Origin of the sequence: Rhodococcus (subgen. Prescottella) equi (assembly GCF_003013675.1) — a bacterium.
In the GTDB taxonomy this organism is placed as follows: Bacteria; Actinomycetota; Actinomycetes; order Mycobacteriales; family Mycobacteriaceae; genus Prescottella; species Prescottella equi.
Genome location: NZ_CP027793.1, coordinates 4,717,137 through 4,730,737 on the forward strand (window position 1 = coordinate 4,717,137; position 13,601 = coordinate 4,730,737).

Genomic DNA, 13,601 nt, shown 5'->3' on the forward strand with positions numbered 1-13,601 from the left:
AATCCCGCGACCGCACGCGGGCAGGGTTCGGCACGAACGACGACACCCTACTCCGCCGCCGACGACGGCGACAACCGCACCGGTCAGCCGATGCGCTCCATCTCCGACAGATAGCGCGCCGCGTTCGCGACGTACGTCGCCACACCCCGCTCGATACCCTCCGCGAATCCGTCCGGATCCGGATGCGGCGCAACGGTTGCCGGCGCACCCAACACCCGCGAGCGGGGCGGGACGACGGTCCCCTCGGTGAGCAGGGCGGCAGCACCGACGAGGCTGCCTGTGCCCACCACCACTCGCTGCAGGCACGTCGACATCGATCCGATCAGGCAGCCGTCCTCCACGACCGCGCCCTCGAGATGCGCGTTGTGTCCGACGACGCACCCGGCCCCGATCACGGTCGGCCACTGCGCCGACGTGTGCAGCACGGTGCCGTCCTGGACGGACGTACGCGCACCCACACTGATCGCCCCGTAGTCGGCCCGCAGAACCGCCGACGGCCAGATCGAGGCGTCGGCACCGATGGTCACCGCACCGACGACGACCGCGTCGGGGTGCACGAAGGCGGTCGGGTGAATGTCGGGAACCAGGTCACCGAGACGATAGATTGCCACGCGGAGAACACCTTTCGAGAACGAAATGCACTTCGCGAGATTTCTACCCCGAGCGCGCCGAACGCTCGGCATCGGCCCGGCGTTCGTGCACCCCGGCGACGAACAGGTCGAGATGACCGCATGTGCCGCGCGTCGCGAGCGACTCGTCGCCCTGCTCGATCCCGTCCACGACGTTCCGGTGATGTCCCGCCCCGAGTTCGGGCTCGTGGACGCCTTCGGTGAAGTCGTACGTGGCGCGCAGTGGCTCCGAGATGCCGGCGAACAGTTCGTCGAGGACCGGATTGTGGGCGGCGGCGACGACCGCGACGTGGAAGGCGAGATCGGCGTCGGCGAATGCGCCGCCGTCCCCGGTGCGACCGGTCTCGTTCCGCAGGTCGAGGGCCTCACGCAGACGCCGGACGTCGTCGTCGGTGCGGCGGACGCATGCGAGCCGGACTGCCTCGAGTTCGAGCGCGCGACGAACCTCGTAGACGTGGAGCATCTCCGAGACCGCGACCTGGCGGGTGAGGAGCCCGCCGATGTCGGTGCGAGCGCACACGTATGTCCCGTCCCCCCGCCGGATCTCCAGAATTCCGGTCGAGGTGAGGCACTTGATCGCCTCACGGAGCGTGTTGCGCCCCACGCCGAGGAGTTCGGTCAGCTCGGGCTCGGTGGGGATCCGGGCGCCGATCGGCCAGTCGCCCGACGCGATCCGGGCGCGCATCCAGTCCAGCGCCTGCTGGTAAGCCGATTCCCTCTGCACAACCGTCACCGATTCATCCTCACACGAGTCGCCACCCGCCCTCACCGAGAATACATGGGACGTCCTACGTAGGATGTATTCGTGTCGACGACCTCCCTCCGCTCCGGAACCGCTTTGCAGGACGCCCCGCCTCGCACGCGCCGCTGGGCGGCACGCCACTTCCACGGAATCGGGTACGTCCTGGCGATCCTGCTGGTAGGCGCCAACATGCCCACCGCGCTCTACGGCGTCTACCGCGCGGACTTCGGGTTCAGCCCCGTCACCCAGACGCTGATCTTCGCGGTGTACGCGGCCGCCCTCGTGCCGGCCCTCTTCCTCTTCGGCCCGCTGTCGGACCGGGTGGGACGACGCCCGGTTCTGGTGACCGCCCTCGGCGCCGGACTCGTGGGGGCCGTCGTGCTCGCGGCGGCCGACGCGACCGCCTGGCTCGTGGTCGGACGCATCCTCCAGGGCGTGTCGGTGGGCGCCTGCTCGGCCGCCGGAGCCGCGGCGCTGCTCGATCATGTGCCCGGACGCGACACGGTCCGCGCCGCCCGCGCGGCGAGCGCGAGCACCGCGGCCGGTGCGGCGCTCGGCCCACTGCTCGCCGGGGCGGTCGCCGAGTACCTCCCCCACTCCACCGTGTTGCCGTACGTCCTCTTCGCCGCGGCCCTGGTGCCGGGTGCCGTCGCACTCGCCGCCCTCCCGAAAACCACGGAGCCGTCGCACCGCGGCGCGGCGCCCGGCGCACGGCGTCGCCTCGTCGAGGTGCCGCGCCTTCCGCGTGACATCCGATCGGTGTTCGTCCTGGCGACGCTGCCGGCCGCGATCGCCTGGGCCACGGTGGGACTGTTCCAGTCGGTGGTGCCGTCGTGGATCGCGGAACTGCTCGGCATGTCCAACCTCCTGGTGGGCGCCGCCGCCGCCGCGCTCGTGATGGGGTGTTCGGTGCTCTCACAGCTGGGCATGCGCGGCATCGACCCCCTCGTCGCGCAACGCGTCGGGCTCGGGGTGATGTTCGGCGGGACGGTGGGACTGTTCGTCGTCGACCGCTTTCCGAGCCTGCCGCTGCTCTTCGCCGTGACGGTGGCGGTGGGCCTCGGACACGGCTGGGCCTTCGCGGGCGGCATGCAGCGGGTGGGCGCAGCCGTCGCCGCGCGGGCACCGGAGACGAGCGGAGCCGTACTGGCCGCCTTCTTCACCGTCACGTACATCGGGCTGGGGGTGCCGGCGATCGTCGCCGGTCTCCTCGTGACGTATCAGGGAACCTCGACGGCGGTCGCGGAGTTCTCGGTGGCCGCGGCGGTTCTGTGCCTGATCGCTCTGGTGCTGAACATGATCCGCCGATCCGAGTCGGCCGGAGCGGCTAGGGAATGAGTCCCTGCCGACGCGCCTCGACGACCGCCTCGTGCCGACTGTGGACCTCGAGTTTGGTCATGATGTTGCGCATGTAGCTCTTGATCGTGTCGAGGCGCAGCCCCAGCCGCTCGGCGATCTCCGCGTTGCGGCAGCCGAGCGCGACGTGCGCGAGCACCTCGAACTCCCGCCGGGACAGGGCGACCTCGGCCGGAGCCGACGGCCCCGTGGTCAGCCCGCGCAGCTTCTGCTCGACGGCCTCGACCTCGGCGGTCAGGGCGGCGTCGTCGAGCCGGTCCGCGATCGAGCGCAGCGCGAGGTAGCTCTCGGTGATCCCCTCCGACACCCTCGGGTCCCGGTGGCCCACGGGCGCGGTCCGCGAGTTCTCGATCATCAGTATCCGGCGGTCGACCTCGTCCCGGACCTCGATCTCGTGCGCGAGCTTGCGCGCGGATCGCATCACCGTCTCGGCGACGACGTCCCCGATCGGGAGGTTGGCCCGCAGCCCCCCGTACACCGCGGCTCGGGTCTTCCCACGTACCACGACAGGCGCGGCGAGCAGCGATTCGATGCCCTCGCTGGCCACCTCGTGGTCGTAGTCGTGCGTGATGTGCCGCGAGTGCGCGTAGTCCTGGACCGCGCCGGGTCGTTGTTCGGCCATGACCCGGCCGCCCAGCCCGCAGGCCGAGTCGATGACGAGGTCGCGCAGCAGCGTGCCACGCGTCCCGACGAAGCCGGACAACCGCATGCTGGGCCCGTCGGCCATTCCGCCGAACAGGACCGGCAGCGAGGTGCTGGTACGCAGATTTCGCAGTTCGGCGCGGATCGCGTCCTCGTCGCTGGGTCTCAGGGTCTCGGTCATCTGTTCGTTCGGTGGATCGGTGTGACTCACGGGCTCGGGCGCCCGCTTCGGGATACCCACTTCAGAGGGTAGCGGGGGCCGGGTCGTGGCCCATAGCGTCGGCGCCGACCGGATGTAACGCCCGTCACGTGCACTCACCACGGAGGTACTCGTGTCCCCACTGTCCGCCTCGGCGAACCACACCCCGCTCAGTCCGCTGCGCTTCCTGGACCGCTCGGCCACGGTCTTCCCCGACAAGACCGCGATCGTCCACGGGGACCGCCGCTACACCTACCGCGAGTTCGCCGACGAGGTGGCGCGGCTCGCGCGGGTGCTGCGCTCGCGCATCGAGCCCGGGGACCGGATCGCGTACCTCTGCCCCAACACCCCCGAGATGCTGATGGCGCATTTCGCGGTGCCACTGGCCGGCGGCGTGCTGGTGGCGCTCAACTCACGCCTGGCCGGTCCGGAGCTCGAGTACATTCTCGACCACGCGGGCGTGAAGATCTTGTTCGTCGACTCCGAGCTGGTGGGCTCGGTGCGCACCGTGCGGGAGAACGTCGGCAGCGTCGTGGAGATCGTCGAGATACCGGACTCGACGGTCCCGTACCCCGACGTCCCCGCCGGGGTGGCGACGGCGCGGTACGACGAGTTCCTGACCAACCGCGACGGCGCGGCCGACGCGCCGCTGCACTGGGGCGTCGACGACGAGCAGCAGGTGATCGCGATCAACTACACCTCCGGCACCACGGGCAAGCCCAAGGGCGTCATGTACTCCCATCGCGGCGCGTATCTCAACTCGCTGGGCGAGACGTTCCACAACGGGTTCGACGGCAGCACCAAATACCTGTGGACGCTGCCGATGTTCCACTGCAACGGCTGGTGCACGCCGTGGGCGGTCACGGCGGCCGCGGGCACGCACGTGTGCCTGCGGGCGGTGCGCGCCGACGCGGTCTGGGACGCGATCGACGACCTCGGCATCACGAATCTGTGTGGCGCACCGGCGGTGTGCACCACCATCGCCGGTGCCGAGCGCGCCCACCGCGTCGACGCGCTGCGCATCACGACGGCGGGCGCACCGCCGTCTCCCACCGTCATCGGCCAGCTCGAGGCGCTCGGCATCACCGTCGTGCACGTGTACGGACTCACCGAGGTGTACGGGCCGTACACCATCTGCGAATACCAGCAGGCCTGGGACGACTGCTCGCCGGAGGAACGTGCCGCGCTGATCTCCCGCCAGGGGGTAGGCATGGTCCAGGCCGAGAACGCACGCGTGGTCGACCAGAACATGGCCGACGTGCCGGCCGACGGCGAGACGATGGGTGAGATCGTCCTGCGTGGCAACAACGTGATGCTCGGCTACTACCGCGATCCCGACGCCACCGCAGAGGCTTTCGCGGGCGGCTGGTTCCACACCGGCGACCTGGGCGTCATGCATCCCGACGGTTACATCCAGCTCAAGGACCGCGCCAAGGACATCGTCATCTCGGGCGGCGAGAACATCTCGACCGTCGAGGTGGAGCAGGCGATCATGGCGCATCCGGCGGTGCTGGACGTCGCGGTCGTCGGTGTGCCGCACGAGAAATGGGGCGAACGCCCCAAGGCGTACGTCATCCTGAAGAAGGGTGCCGCCGCGACCGCCGAGGAAATCATCGAGCACACCCGGAGCAGGATCGCGCGTTTCAAGGTGCCCGAGGAGATCGTGTTCCCGCTCGATCTGCCGCGCACCCCGACCGGCAAGGTGCTCAAGTTCGAGCTGCGTGCACTGGGGTGAATCCTGCCCGGTTCGGCCGGGACGACGCGAATGTCTGTTCGTCCCAGCCGAACCGGTGACGGTTCCGTACGCGTCCCCGCACCGATAGAGTCGACCACGAGCAGACCGCAGGCAAGCGACCCTCGCTCGAAAGGATCCGCTCATGCGTGGAGCCGTCATATACGCCCCCGGCGACATCCGGGTCGAGGACCGGCCTGATCCCACCATCCTCGCTCCCACCGACGCGATCATCCGGACCACCGCGACGTGTGTGTGCGGATCGGACCTGTGGCCCTATCGCGGGATCGAGAACGTTCGGGGACCGGCCCCGATGGGACACGAGTACGTCGGCGTGGTCGAGGAGGTCGGGAGCGAGGTTCGCAACGTCGCCCCCGGTGACTTCGTGGTCGGCTCGTTCTTCGCGTCGGACAACACGTGCGAGATCTGCCGGGCCGGCTACCAGTCCCGCTGCGTGAACGCCGAGCCGATGGGCGCGATCGGCACCCAGGCACAACTCGCGCGTATCCCCCTGGCCGACGGCACCCTCGTCGCGACACCCGGGATGCCCGATGCCGACCTGATCCCCGGGCTGCTCACCGCGTCCGACGTCCTCGGCACCGGCTGGTTCGGCGCGGTTGCCGCCGAGGCCGGCCCCGGTAAGACCGTCGCGGTCGTCGGCGACGGCGCCGTCGGCCTCCTCGCGGTGCTCGCCGCCCGGCAACTCGGTGCGGAGCGGATCGTCGCGATGAGCCGCCACGCCGACCGGCAGGCCCTCGCCCACGAGTTAGGCGCCACCGACATCGTCGCCGAACGCGGGGACGACGGGGTGGCCCGCATCAAGGAACTCACCGACGGTCTGGGCGCACACTCGGTCGTCGAGGCCGTCGGCACCCAGGAGTCGATGATGCAGGCCGTGCGGTCCACCCGCCCCGGCGGCCACGTCGGGTACGTCGGCGTCTCGCACGGCGTCGCACTGCCGGGCGAGGAACTGTTCTTCGCCGAGGTGCACCTGTTCGGCGGGCCGGCGCCCGTCCGGCGCTTCCTCCCCGAACTGGTCGATCTCATCTGGAACCGGAAGATCGACCCGGGCAGGGTGTTCGACCTCGAACTCCCTCTCGAGGACGCCGCCGAGGGCTACCGCCGGATGGACGAGCGGCGCGCGGTCAAGGTACTGCTCCGCCCGTGAGACGAGGAGCGACTCGGGGACCGGCGACTCGGGCGCGAGGTCCCCACGCTCGTCGCCACGCCCATGCCCTTGCCGAGTCGACGGGTAACATCGAGGCAGTGACCAGCAGTTTCCGGGTCCGGCCGGCGACGTCGACAGACATCGTCGATGCCGCAGAGACCCTCGGCCTCGCGTTTGCCGACTACCCGTTCACCCGCCACACCGTCGATTCCCGTGATCACCTGGACCGTGTGCGGTCGTTGCAGCGACTGTTCTTGACGGAGATCGGTCTGCGCTGCGGAAAAGTATGGGTAGCAGGCGATTCGACCGCTGTCGCCGTGTGGACGACCCCGTCTTCGACGGGTCTGGATGAGGCTTTCGGCGACATCGCGGACCAGGTCACCGACCTGTACGGCGACCGAGCGGAGATCGCTGCGAGGGCGGAGGCGGCAACTGCACGACTGCGCCCGACCGATCCCGTCTGGTACCTGGCGACGGTGGGGGTCGCGCCTGTCTCGCAAGGTCGGGGCCTGGGCCGAGCTGTTCTCGAGCCCGGCCTGAAGGCGGCGAAGGAGCAGGGCTGCGCGGCATATCTGGAGACGTCGTCTCCGGCCAATGTCACCTTCTACGAACGCCTGGGGTTCGAGGTCACCGGAAGCGTGCGCCTCCCCGACGACGGGCCGATGGTGTGGGCGATGCTGCGCGCTTAGGCGCCACCCCGCCAACGGGACTCAGTCCCGGGGCAAACCGAGCATTCGTTCGCCGATCACGTTGAGCTGCACCTCGGTGGTGCCGCCGTAGATCGTCGTGGCACGCCCGGCGACGAGTTGTTCCATCGCCTTGTCGCTGGGCTCACCGGGCACCGCCACCACACCCGCCGGCCCCAACTCGGCCACCACGAATTCCGAGATCGCCTGCCCCAGGCCCATACCCAGGAGTTTGCCGACCGACGACGTCGTACTCACGTCCGCACCGGAAAGCTGCTGGAGCACCACCCGCGCGCCGATCAGGTCGATCGCTTGGCTCTCCGCGACCAACTCGCCGAACCGGTACCGACCGACGGGACCGAGGCCCCGACCGCGCGCGAATTCCAGCAGATCCTTGTCGCTCGCGTAAGCCTCCATCTTCTGGCTCAGGGCCACTCGTTCACCCGCCAGCGTGGTGCGGGCGACGTGCCAGCCGTCGTTCACAGCCCCGACCACGTTCTCGTCCGGTACGAACACCTCGTCGAGAAACACCTCGTTGAAGAGCGCCGAGCCCGTCATCTCCCGCAGGGGCCGCACCGTGATTCCGGGGGTGGACATGTCGAGCACGAAGTACGTGATGCCCTCGTGCTTGGGCCGCGACGGGTCGGTGCGGGCGATGAGCATCGCCCAGTCCGCGAACTGCGCGACGGTGGTCCAGATCTTCTGGCCGGTGATCTTCCAGCCGCCGTCGACCTTCTCCGCCCGCGTGGTCAGCGACGCGAGGTCCGATCCGGCACCGGGTTCGGAGAACAGCTGACACCACACCACGTCGCCGCGCAGGGTGGGTACCGCCAGATCCTGCTTCTGCTGCTCGGACCCGTGCGCCACCACGGCCTGCACGGCCCAGCCGCCCATCAGCAACTGCGGCAACGGGATTCCCGCGGCCTTCAGCTCCTGCGCGATCACGATCTGTTCGAGCGGACCGGCACCGCGTCCGTAGGGCTTCGGCAGGTGGGGTTGCACCCAGCCGCCGTCTCCGAGCGCGACCAGTTGTTCGTCCTCGTCGTCGAGCGCGGCGATCGGCTCGAGTTCCGCCCGTACGGCCACCCGCAGGTCCGCGGCCTCGGGCGGCAGCTCCAGCTCCGAATGCCGGACGACACCGGTCAGGGACTGCTGCGCGACGCGCTCCGCCCGTTCCTCACGCGTGCCGAGCAGGCCGCGGATCGCGAGGGCGCGGCGGTAGTACAGGTGCGCGTCGTGCTCCCATGTGAATCCGATGCCGCCGTGCACCTGGATGCAGTCCTGCGCCACCTGCACCGCCGCGTCGGGCACGATCAGCGCGGCCACCTCGGCGGCGAAATCGGCTGTCGCATCGTCGACGTCGAGCGCGGAGGCCGCGTCCCAGATCGCGGCCCGCGCCTTCTCCAACGCGATCCCCATGTGCGCGCACTTGTGCTTGACGGCCTGGAACTGCCCGATCGGGCGCCCGAACTGCACCCGGGTCTTCGCGTACTCCGCTGCCGTCGACACGCACCACGACAGCACGCCGACGGCCTCGGCGCCGAACACCACCGACACGATGGACTGCACCCGGCGGGCATCCACACCGTCGAGAACTCTGTCGGAGCCGACGGTCACCCTGTCGGCCTCGACCCGCGCCGACCCGCGGAGCACGTCGATACCGTCCTGCGGTGTGGTCGTGAGATCGCCGCCGTCGACGACGATCCAGCGCACCACGTCGCCGACGACGGCCGGCACCAGCAGCACGTCGGCGTGTTCGGCAGCGACGACCGCATCGAGGACTCCCGACAGCACGTAGGAATCGCCGTCCGGTTCGGCGGTGAGCGAACCACCGAGAGCGACCGTTGCGGTGCGGGTTCCGTCGATCAAGCCCGGAAGCACCTCTATCCCGATCTTGGAATCGGCCGCCCCCAGTACCGCGGCAGCGGCGGCGGTGGGCACGAACGGCCCCGGAGCCACGGTCCGCCCCAGTGCTTCGAGCGCCACCGCGAGCGTGAGCAGACCCGCCCCGTGGCCGCCGCGGTCCTCGGGCACCGCGAGACCCAGCAGGTCCTGACCGGCGAGCGCCGACCAGAACGGCGGGAACCGGTCCTCGGTCCGTGCCTCCACCGCTGCCCGCACGTGCTCCGCGGTGATCGTGCGCTCCGCGAAGGCCCGGACCGAATCGGCCAGCGCCACATGCTCGTCGCTCAGCCCGATCCCGAGCTCGTATCCGTTGCGTGCCATGCGCTCAGCCCAACCGCTCGGCGAGGTCGTCGACCGTCCACGGCCCGTCGCTCTCGATGGTGTCACCGCCGTGCCAGTTGATCAGCTCCGAGATGGCGCCCCCCTGGACGGCGTACACCTTTCCGGTGAGCTTGCAGTCGGCCGCGGCCAGGCGTGCGACGAGGGGCGAGATGTTCGACGGCGCGAACGCGTCGAACTCGCCCTCCGGCACCTCGGCGGCGAACAGCGCACCCATCCCCGGTGTCGCGAGTGTGAGTCGGGTGCGCGCGATGGGCGCGATGGCGTTGACGCGGACCCCGTAGCGCTCGAGTTCGTCGGCCGCCACCAGGGTCAGGGCCGCGATGCCGGCCTTCGCGGCGCCGTAGTTCCCCTGCCCCGCGTTGGGCATGAACGTGCCCGACGCCGACGCGGTGTTGATCACCGCGGCCTGCACCGGCTCCCCGGCCTTGGCCTGCGCCTTCCAGTACGCGGCGGCGTGGTGCAAAGTCGCGGCGTGCCCCTTGAGGTGCACCGCGATGACGGCGTCCCACTGGCTCTCCTCCATGCCCGCGATGAAGCTGTCGCGAAGGATGCCCGCGTTGTTCACGAGGATGTCGAGGCGCCCGAACTCCCGCACCGCCTGCGCGACGAGCGCCTCGGCGCCCGCCCAGTCGGCCACGTTGTCGGTGTTCGCGACGGCTCTGCCGCCCGCGGCGACGATCTCGTCGACCACTTGCTGCGCCGGGCCCGCGTCGGACCCGGTGCCGTCGTTGGCACCGCCGAGATCGTTGACGACCACCGCGGCACCCTCGCGCGCGAACAGCAGGGCGTGTTCGCGCCCGATACCCCGCCCCGCGCCGGTGATGATCGCGACACGTCCGTCCAGTGTTCCCATGGTGTTATCCCTCTCGCAGCGAAATCTGTCGGTGGACCGGTCGGCAGGTCAGTCGGCGATGACGGCGAGGCCGTCCTTGATCACCAGTTCGTCGCCGACCCCGGTCTCGTAGGCGTAGATGGTGGTGCCGGATTCCGATCCCGATCTCCGGAACCGGGTCTCGATGTCCTGCCCGGGCAGAACAGGTTTCGCGAAGCGCACGGCGAGGCGCTTCAGTCGCTCCACGTCGCCGTCGGCGAACTCGGTGAGCGCGGCCCACGACGTGAACGCCATCGTGCACAGCCCGTGATTGATGATGCCGGGCAGGCCGGACATGCGGGCGATCTCGTCGTCGAGATGGATCGGCATGGGGTCACCGGAGGCCGGTGAGTACCGGAACGTCTGATCCTCGTCGATGTGCGCGGTGACGACAGCGGCCGGGTCCGTCGCCCGCAACGCCTCGTCGAACCGGTGTGTCGGCGCGGACGCACCGGTCCCCGGCCCCGCGTCGACCTTGCGGAAGAACGCCGTCATCCACTGTTCGTTGACCAGTTCACCTGCGTCCGAGCGGGTCTCGACGTAGACGACGACGGTCGATCCGTTCTCCTTACCGGCGAACCCGACCGGCTTGGCGCGGACGACCAGAGTGTCACCCGGACGGATGGGGCGGTGGAAGTGGAAATCCTGCTCACCGTGCACCAGTTTCATGAGCAACTCGACCGGGGCCACCGACAGCGCCGCCGGAGCCATCGACGTGAACGCCGGCACGACGGCGAACACCGGCGGGGCGATCTCGCCGCGCAGGTGCCGCTCGATCGGATCGTTGGTGGCGGCCGCGTACTCGGCGATACGCTCGGCGGTCACCTCGAATCGTTCGGGATCGGTCCACACCCCGATTCCGGAGGTGTCGAACTCGACTGTGGGCGTGGTCATCCCGCTATCCCACCAGCTCGGCGAACTTGGCGAGAGACGTCTCGAGGTCGGCGGCGGCGTTCTTGGCGACGGCCTTGCCGATCGGGCCGACGATCATGGCGCCCTTGAAGCTGGCGTCGATGACAGCCTTGCTGCCGGCCTCGTCGGGTTGCACCTGCAGCGTGAACTCGACGGTGACGCCGGCCATGCCGGTGCCGGCGATCTTCACGAGTTTCGGCACCTCGACCTCGGTGACCGTCCACTCGATCTTGTTGGCCATGCCCATCACCGAGACGACCTCGGTGAAGGTGGCGCCGAGGCGGACCTCGGTGGGCAGTTCGCTCTTCCAGCCCTGATGGATGGTGAGCCACTCCTCCCAACGGGACAGGTCCGACAGGGCGTCCCACGCCTTGTCTGGGGCGGCGGGCAGAGCTGCGGAGACGGAAACGGAAGCCATGAGTACTCCTGGAATGATTGCGGGACGGAAGGTTTCAGCGTTCGGCCGGGCGGTAGGCGGTGACGACGACCGCCCCGCCGAGCCCGATGTTGTGCTGCAGCGCCACTTCGGCGCCGTCGACCTGACGCCGGTCGGCGGTGCCACGCAGCTGCCACGTGAGCTCGCTGCACTGCGCGAGCCCGGTGGCGCCCAGCGGGTGCCCTTTCGAGATGAGGCCGCCGGACGGGTTGACCACCCAGCGACCGCCGTACGTGGTGTCGTCGGCGTCGACGAGCTTGCCGCCCTCACCCTCGGCGCACAGTCCGAGCGCCTCGTACGTGAGCAGCTCGTTGGTCGAGAAGCAGTCGTGGAGTTCGATGACGTCGATGTCGGCGGGGCCGATGCCGGCCTGTTCGTAGACGAATCGGGCCGCCGTGCGCGTCATGTCGGCACCGACCAGGCTGATCGCGCTGCGGTCCTCGAACGTGCTGGGCAGGTCGGTCACCATCGCCTGACCCACGATCTCGACGGCCTGCTCGGCCAGCCCGTGACGGTCGACGAAGTCCTCACTCGCCACGATCACGGCCCCGGACCCGTCCGACGTCGGCGAGCACTGGAGCTTGGTGAGCGGACCGTAGATCGGCTTGGAGGCCAGCACGTCCTCGAGCGTGTACTCGTCCTGGAACTGCGCGTACGGATTGTTCGTCGAGTGCCGGTGGTTCTTGACGCCGATCCTCGCGAACTGCTCCGCGGTGGTGCCGTAGCGCTCCATGTGCTCCTTGCCGGCGGCACCGAACATGTACGGCGCGGGCGGCATCGCGAACTCCTGCAGTTCGGCGAGCGCGAGGAGGTGCCGCATCATCGGCTGTTCCCGGTCGTCGTACGTCGTGCCGAGCGAACCCGTCTGCATCTTCTCGAAGCCGAGCGCGAGTGCGCAGTCGACCTGACCGCTGCGGACCGCCTGGGTCGCGAGGTAGAGCGCGGTGGATCCGGTGGAGCAGTTGTTGTTGACGTTGACGATCGGGATCCCGGTCAGTCCCAGCTCGTAGACCGCACGCTGCCCGGACGTCGACTCGCCGTACACGTATCCGACGTACGCGTGCTGTACCTCGCGGTAGTCGATACCGGCGTCCTCGAGCGCCTTCGTCCCGGCCTCCCGGGCCATGTCGGGGTAGTCCCACTCGCGCGCCCCCGGCTTCTCGAACTTCGTCATCCCCACCCCGACGACGAACACCCTCTTGCTCATGCCGACTCCCGATCCGGATCAAGTTGTGTGTGACACGCTGTCCGACCAAAGTAAGTGAGACACCCTGTCCAGTCAATGCCCTGCCGAGTACTGTTCGCCGAATGACGGACGGGCGCGCGACGAGGTGGGACGACCACAAGATGCAGCGGCGCGAACGAATCCTCGAGGCCGCGCTCGAGGCCGTCGAGGGCGGCGGTACGGAGATCGGTGTCCAGCAGATCGCCGAACGCGCGCAGGTTCCGCGGTCGGTCGTGTACCGGATCTTCGCGGACCGCGGTGACCTCGACGAACAGATCCGTCTGCGGATCATCGAGGTGATGATGACCGAGCTGGGGCCGGTGCTGACGCCACACGGAACAGTGCGGGAAGCGATCGAACTCGCGGTCGAGACGTACCTGCGGTGGATCATCGCGCACCCGCGCCTGCACGCCTTTCTCGGCAAGGGCGCGCCGAGCCGCAAGACCGTGGGCTCACGGGCCGTCACCGGAACCAAGACGGCGATCGGCGTGCAGTTGGGCGCACTCCTCGCCGGCATCCTCGACCGCCGTGGGGTCACGTCGACGCTCGCGGAACCGATGGCGTTCGCCCTCGTCGGGCTGGTGGACGCCACGGTCAACCGGTGGCTGAGCCAGCCGGAGAATCCCGTGCCGAGCGCAGACCTCGCGCGCTTCCTCGAGACGTCCATCTGGAGCGTGCTCGACGCCAATCTCCGCGCGCTGGGTGTCGAGCTCGAGCCGTCGACGACGATCGCCGAACTCTAGATCGCTACGGGCG

At 69.5% G+C, this 13,601-nt stretch carries 13 protein-coding genes; 5 read left to right on the plus strand and 8 right to left on the minus strand.

Annotated features, from left to right (window positions below; all coding sequences use genetic code 11):
• Nucleotides 1–83: 83 nt before the first annotated feature.
• Both C7H75_RS21935 and C7H75_RS21940 read right to left on the minus strand, forming a co-directional pair.
• On the minus strand, nt 84–611 hold the full coding sequence (locus C7H75_RS21935) for a gamma carbonic anhydrase family protein (protein WP_037084850.1): 528 nt from the start codon (nt 609–611) through the stop codon (nt 84–86).
• Nucleotides 612–654: 43 nt separating this feature from the next.
• On the minus strand, nt 655–1,362 hold the full coding sequence (locus C7H75_RS21940) for a FadR/GntR family transcriptional regulator (RefSeq protein WP_005517327.1): 708 nt from the start codon (nt 1,360–1,362) through the stop codon (nt 655–657).
• 72 nt (nt 1,363–1,434) lie between these two features.
• Between C7H75_RS21940 and C7H75_RS21945 the strand changes: the two genes are divergently transcribed.
• Nucleotides 1,435–2,709, plus strand: coding sequence for an MFS transporter (locus C7H75_RS21945; RefSeq protein WP_081264268.1), 1,275 nt, complete (start codon nt 1,435–1,437; stop codon nt 2,707–2,709).
• Here the strand turns inward: C7H75_RS21945 and C7H75_RS21950 are convergent.
• The gene (locus tag C7H75_RS21950) at nt 2,699–3,550 is read right to left on the minus strand and encodes a helix-turn-helix transcriptional regulator (RefSeq protein WP_064079536.1); all 852 of its coding nucleotides are present in this window, start codon (nt 3,548–3,550) and stop codon (nt 2,699–2,701) included. The genes C7H75_RS21945 and C7H75_RS21950 overlap by 11 nt on opposite strands.
• A 151-nt stretch (nt 3,551–3,701) precedes the next feature.
• Here C7H75_RS21950 and C7H75_RS21955 point away from each other — a divergent pair, with 151 nt between their 5' ends.
• From C7H75_RS21955 to C7H75_RS21965, 3 genes are all read left to right on the plus strand, one after another.
• On the plus strand, nt 3,702–5,303 hold the full coding sequence (locus tag C7H75_RS21955; RefSeq protein WP_084870180.1) for an acyl--CoA ligase family protein: 1,602 nt from the start codon (nt 3,702–3,704) through the stop codon (nt 5,301–5,303).
• A gap of 142 nt (nt 5,304–5,445) precedes the next feature.
• Nucleotides 5,446–6,468, plus strand: a complete 1,023-nt coding sequence (locus tag C7H75_RS21960) for a zinc-dependent alcohol dehydrogenase family protein (RefSeq protein WP_106851835.1) — start codon at nt 5,446–5,448, stop codon at nt 6,466–6,468.
• A gap of 98 nt (nt 6,469–6,566) precedes the next feature.
• Nucleotides 6,567–7,157, plus strand: a complete 591-nt coding sequence (locus C7H75_RS21965) for a GNAT family N-acetyltransferase (protein WP_106851836.1) — start codon at nt 6,567–6,569, stop codon at nt 7,155–7,157.
• A gap of 21 nt (nt 7,158–7,178) precedes the next feature.
• Here C7H75_RS21965 and C7H75_RS21970 read toward each other — a convergent pair whose 3' ends face one another.
• From C7H75_RS21970 to C7H75_RS21990, 5 genes are read right to left on the minus strand one after another with little or no spacing between them, the layout of a single operon-like run.
• A complete protein-coding gene (locus C7H75_RS21970; protein WP_106851837.1) occupies nt 7,179–9,380 on the minus strand; it encodes an acyl-CoA dehydrogenase family protein in 2,202 nt (733 codons plus the stop codon).
• A 4-nt stretch (nt 9,381–9,384) separates the two neighbouring features.
• Entirely contained in the window at nt 9,385–10,254 is an 870-nt protein-coding gene (locus C7H75_RS21975) for an SDR family oxidoreductase (RefSeq protein WP_005517320.1), read from the minus strand.
• Between the two features lie 48 nt (nt 10,255–10,302).
• On the minus strand, nt 10,303–11,166 hold the full coding sequence (locus C7H75_RS21980; protein WP_106851838.1) for a MaoC/PaaZ C-terminal domain-containing protein: 864 nt from the start codon (nt 11,164–11,166) through the stop codon (nt 10,303–10,305).
• Between the two features lie 4 nt (nt 11,167–11,170).
• A complete protein-coding gene (locus tag C7H75_RS21985; RefSeq protein ID WP_106851839.1) occupies nt 11,171–11,602 on the minus strand; it encodes a type II toxin-antitoxin system Rv0910 family toxin in 432 nt (143 codons plus the stop codon).
• Nucleotides 11,603–11,636: 34 nt separating this feature from the next.
• Nucleotides 11,637–12,827 carry a lipid-transfer protein gene (locus tag C7H75_RS21990; RefSeq protein WP_064058653.1) on the minus strand — a complete coding sequence of 397 codons (1,191 nt, stop codon included), beginning with the start codon at nt 12,825–12,827 and terminating at the stop codon, nt 11,637–11,639.
• A 101-nt stretch (nt 12,828–12,928) separates the two neighbouring features.
• Between C7H75_RS21990 and C7H75_RS21995 the strand changes: the two genes are divergently transcribed.
• Nucleotides 12,929–13,588, plus strand: coding sequence for a TetR/AcrR family transcriptional regulator (locus tag C7H75_RS21995; RefSeq protein ID WP_106851840.1), 660 nt, complete (start codon nt 12,929–12,931; stop codon nt 13,586–13,588).
• Nucleotides 13,589–13,601: the final 13 nt, after the last annotated feature.

Coding starts and splice junctions, on each gene's coding strand:
- C7H75_RS21950 (WP_064079536.1), bottom strand. CDS start 3,550: ATGACCGAGACCCTGAGACCCAGCGACGAGGACGCGATCCGCGCCGAA.
- C7H75_RS21960 (WP_106851835.1), top strand. CDS start 5,446: ATGCGTGGAGCCGTCATATACGCCCCCGGCGACATCCGGGTCGAGGAC.
- C7H75_RS21970 (WP_106851837.1), bottom strand. CDS start 9,380: ATGGCACGCAACGGATACGAGCTCGGGATCGGGCTGAGCGACGAGCAT.
- C7H75_RS21975 (WP_005517320.1), bottom strand. CDS start 10,254: ATGGGAACACTGGACGGACGTGTCGCGATCATCACCGGCGCGGGGCGG.
- C7H75_RS21980 (WP_106851838.1), bottom strand. CDS start 11,166: ATGACCACGCCCACAGTCGAGTTCGACACCTCCGGAATCGGGGTGTGG.
- C7H75_RS21985 (WP_106851839.1), bottom strand. CDS start 11,602: ATGGCTTCCGTTTCCGTCTCCGCAGCTCTGCCCGCCGCCCCAGACAAG.
- C7H75_RS21990 (WP_064058653.1), bottom strand. CDS start 12,827: ATGAGCAAGAGGGTGTTCGTCGTCGGGGTGGGGATGACGAAGTTCGAG.
- C7H75_RS21995 (WP_106851840.1), top strand. CDS start 12,929: ATGACGGACGGGCGCGCGACGAGGTGGGACGACCACAAGATGCAGCGG.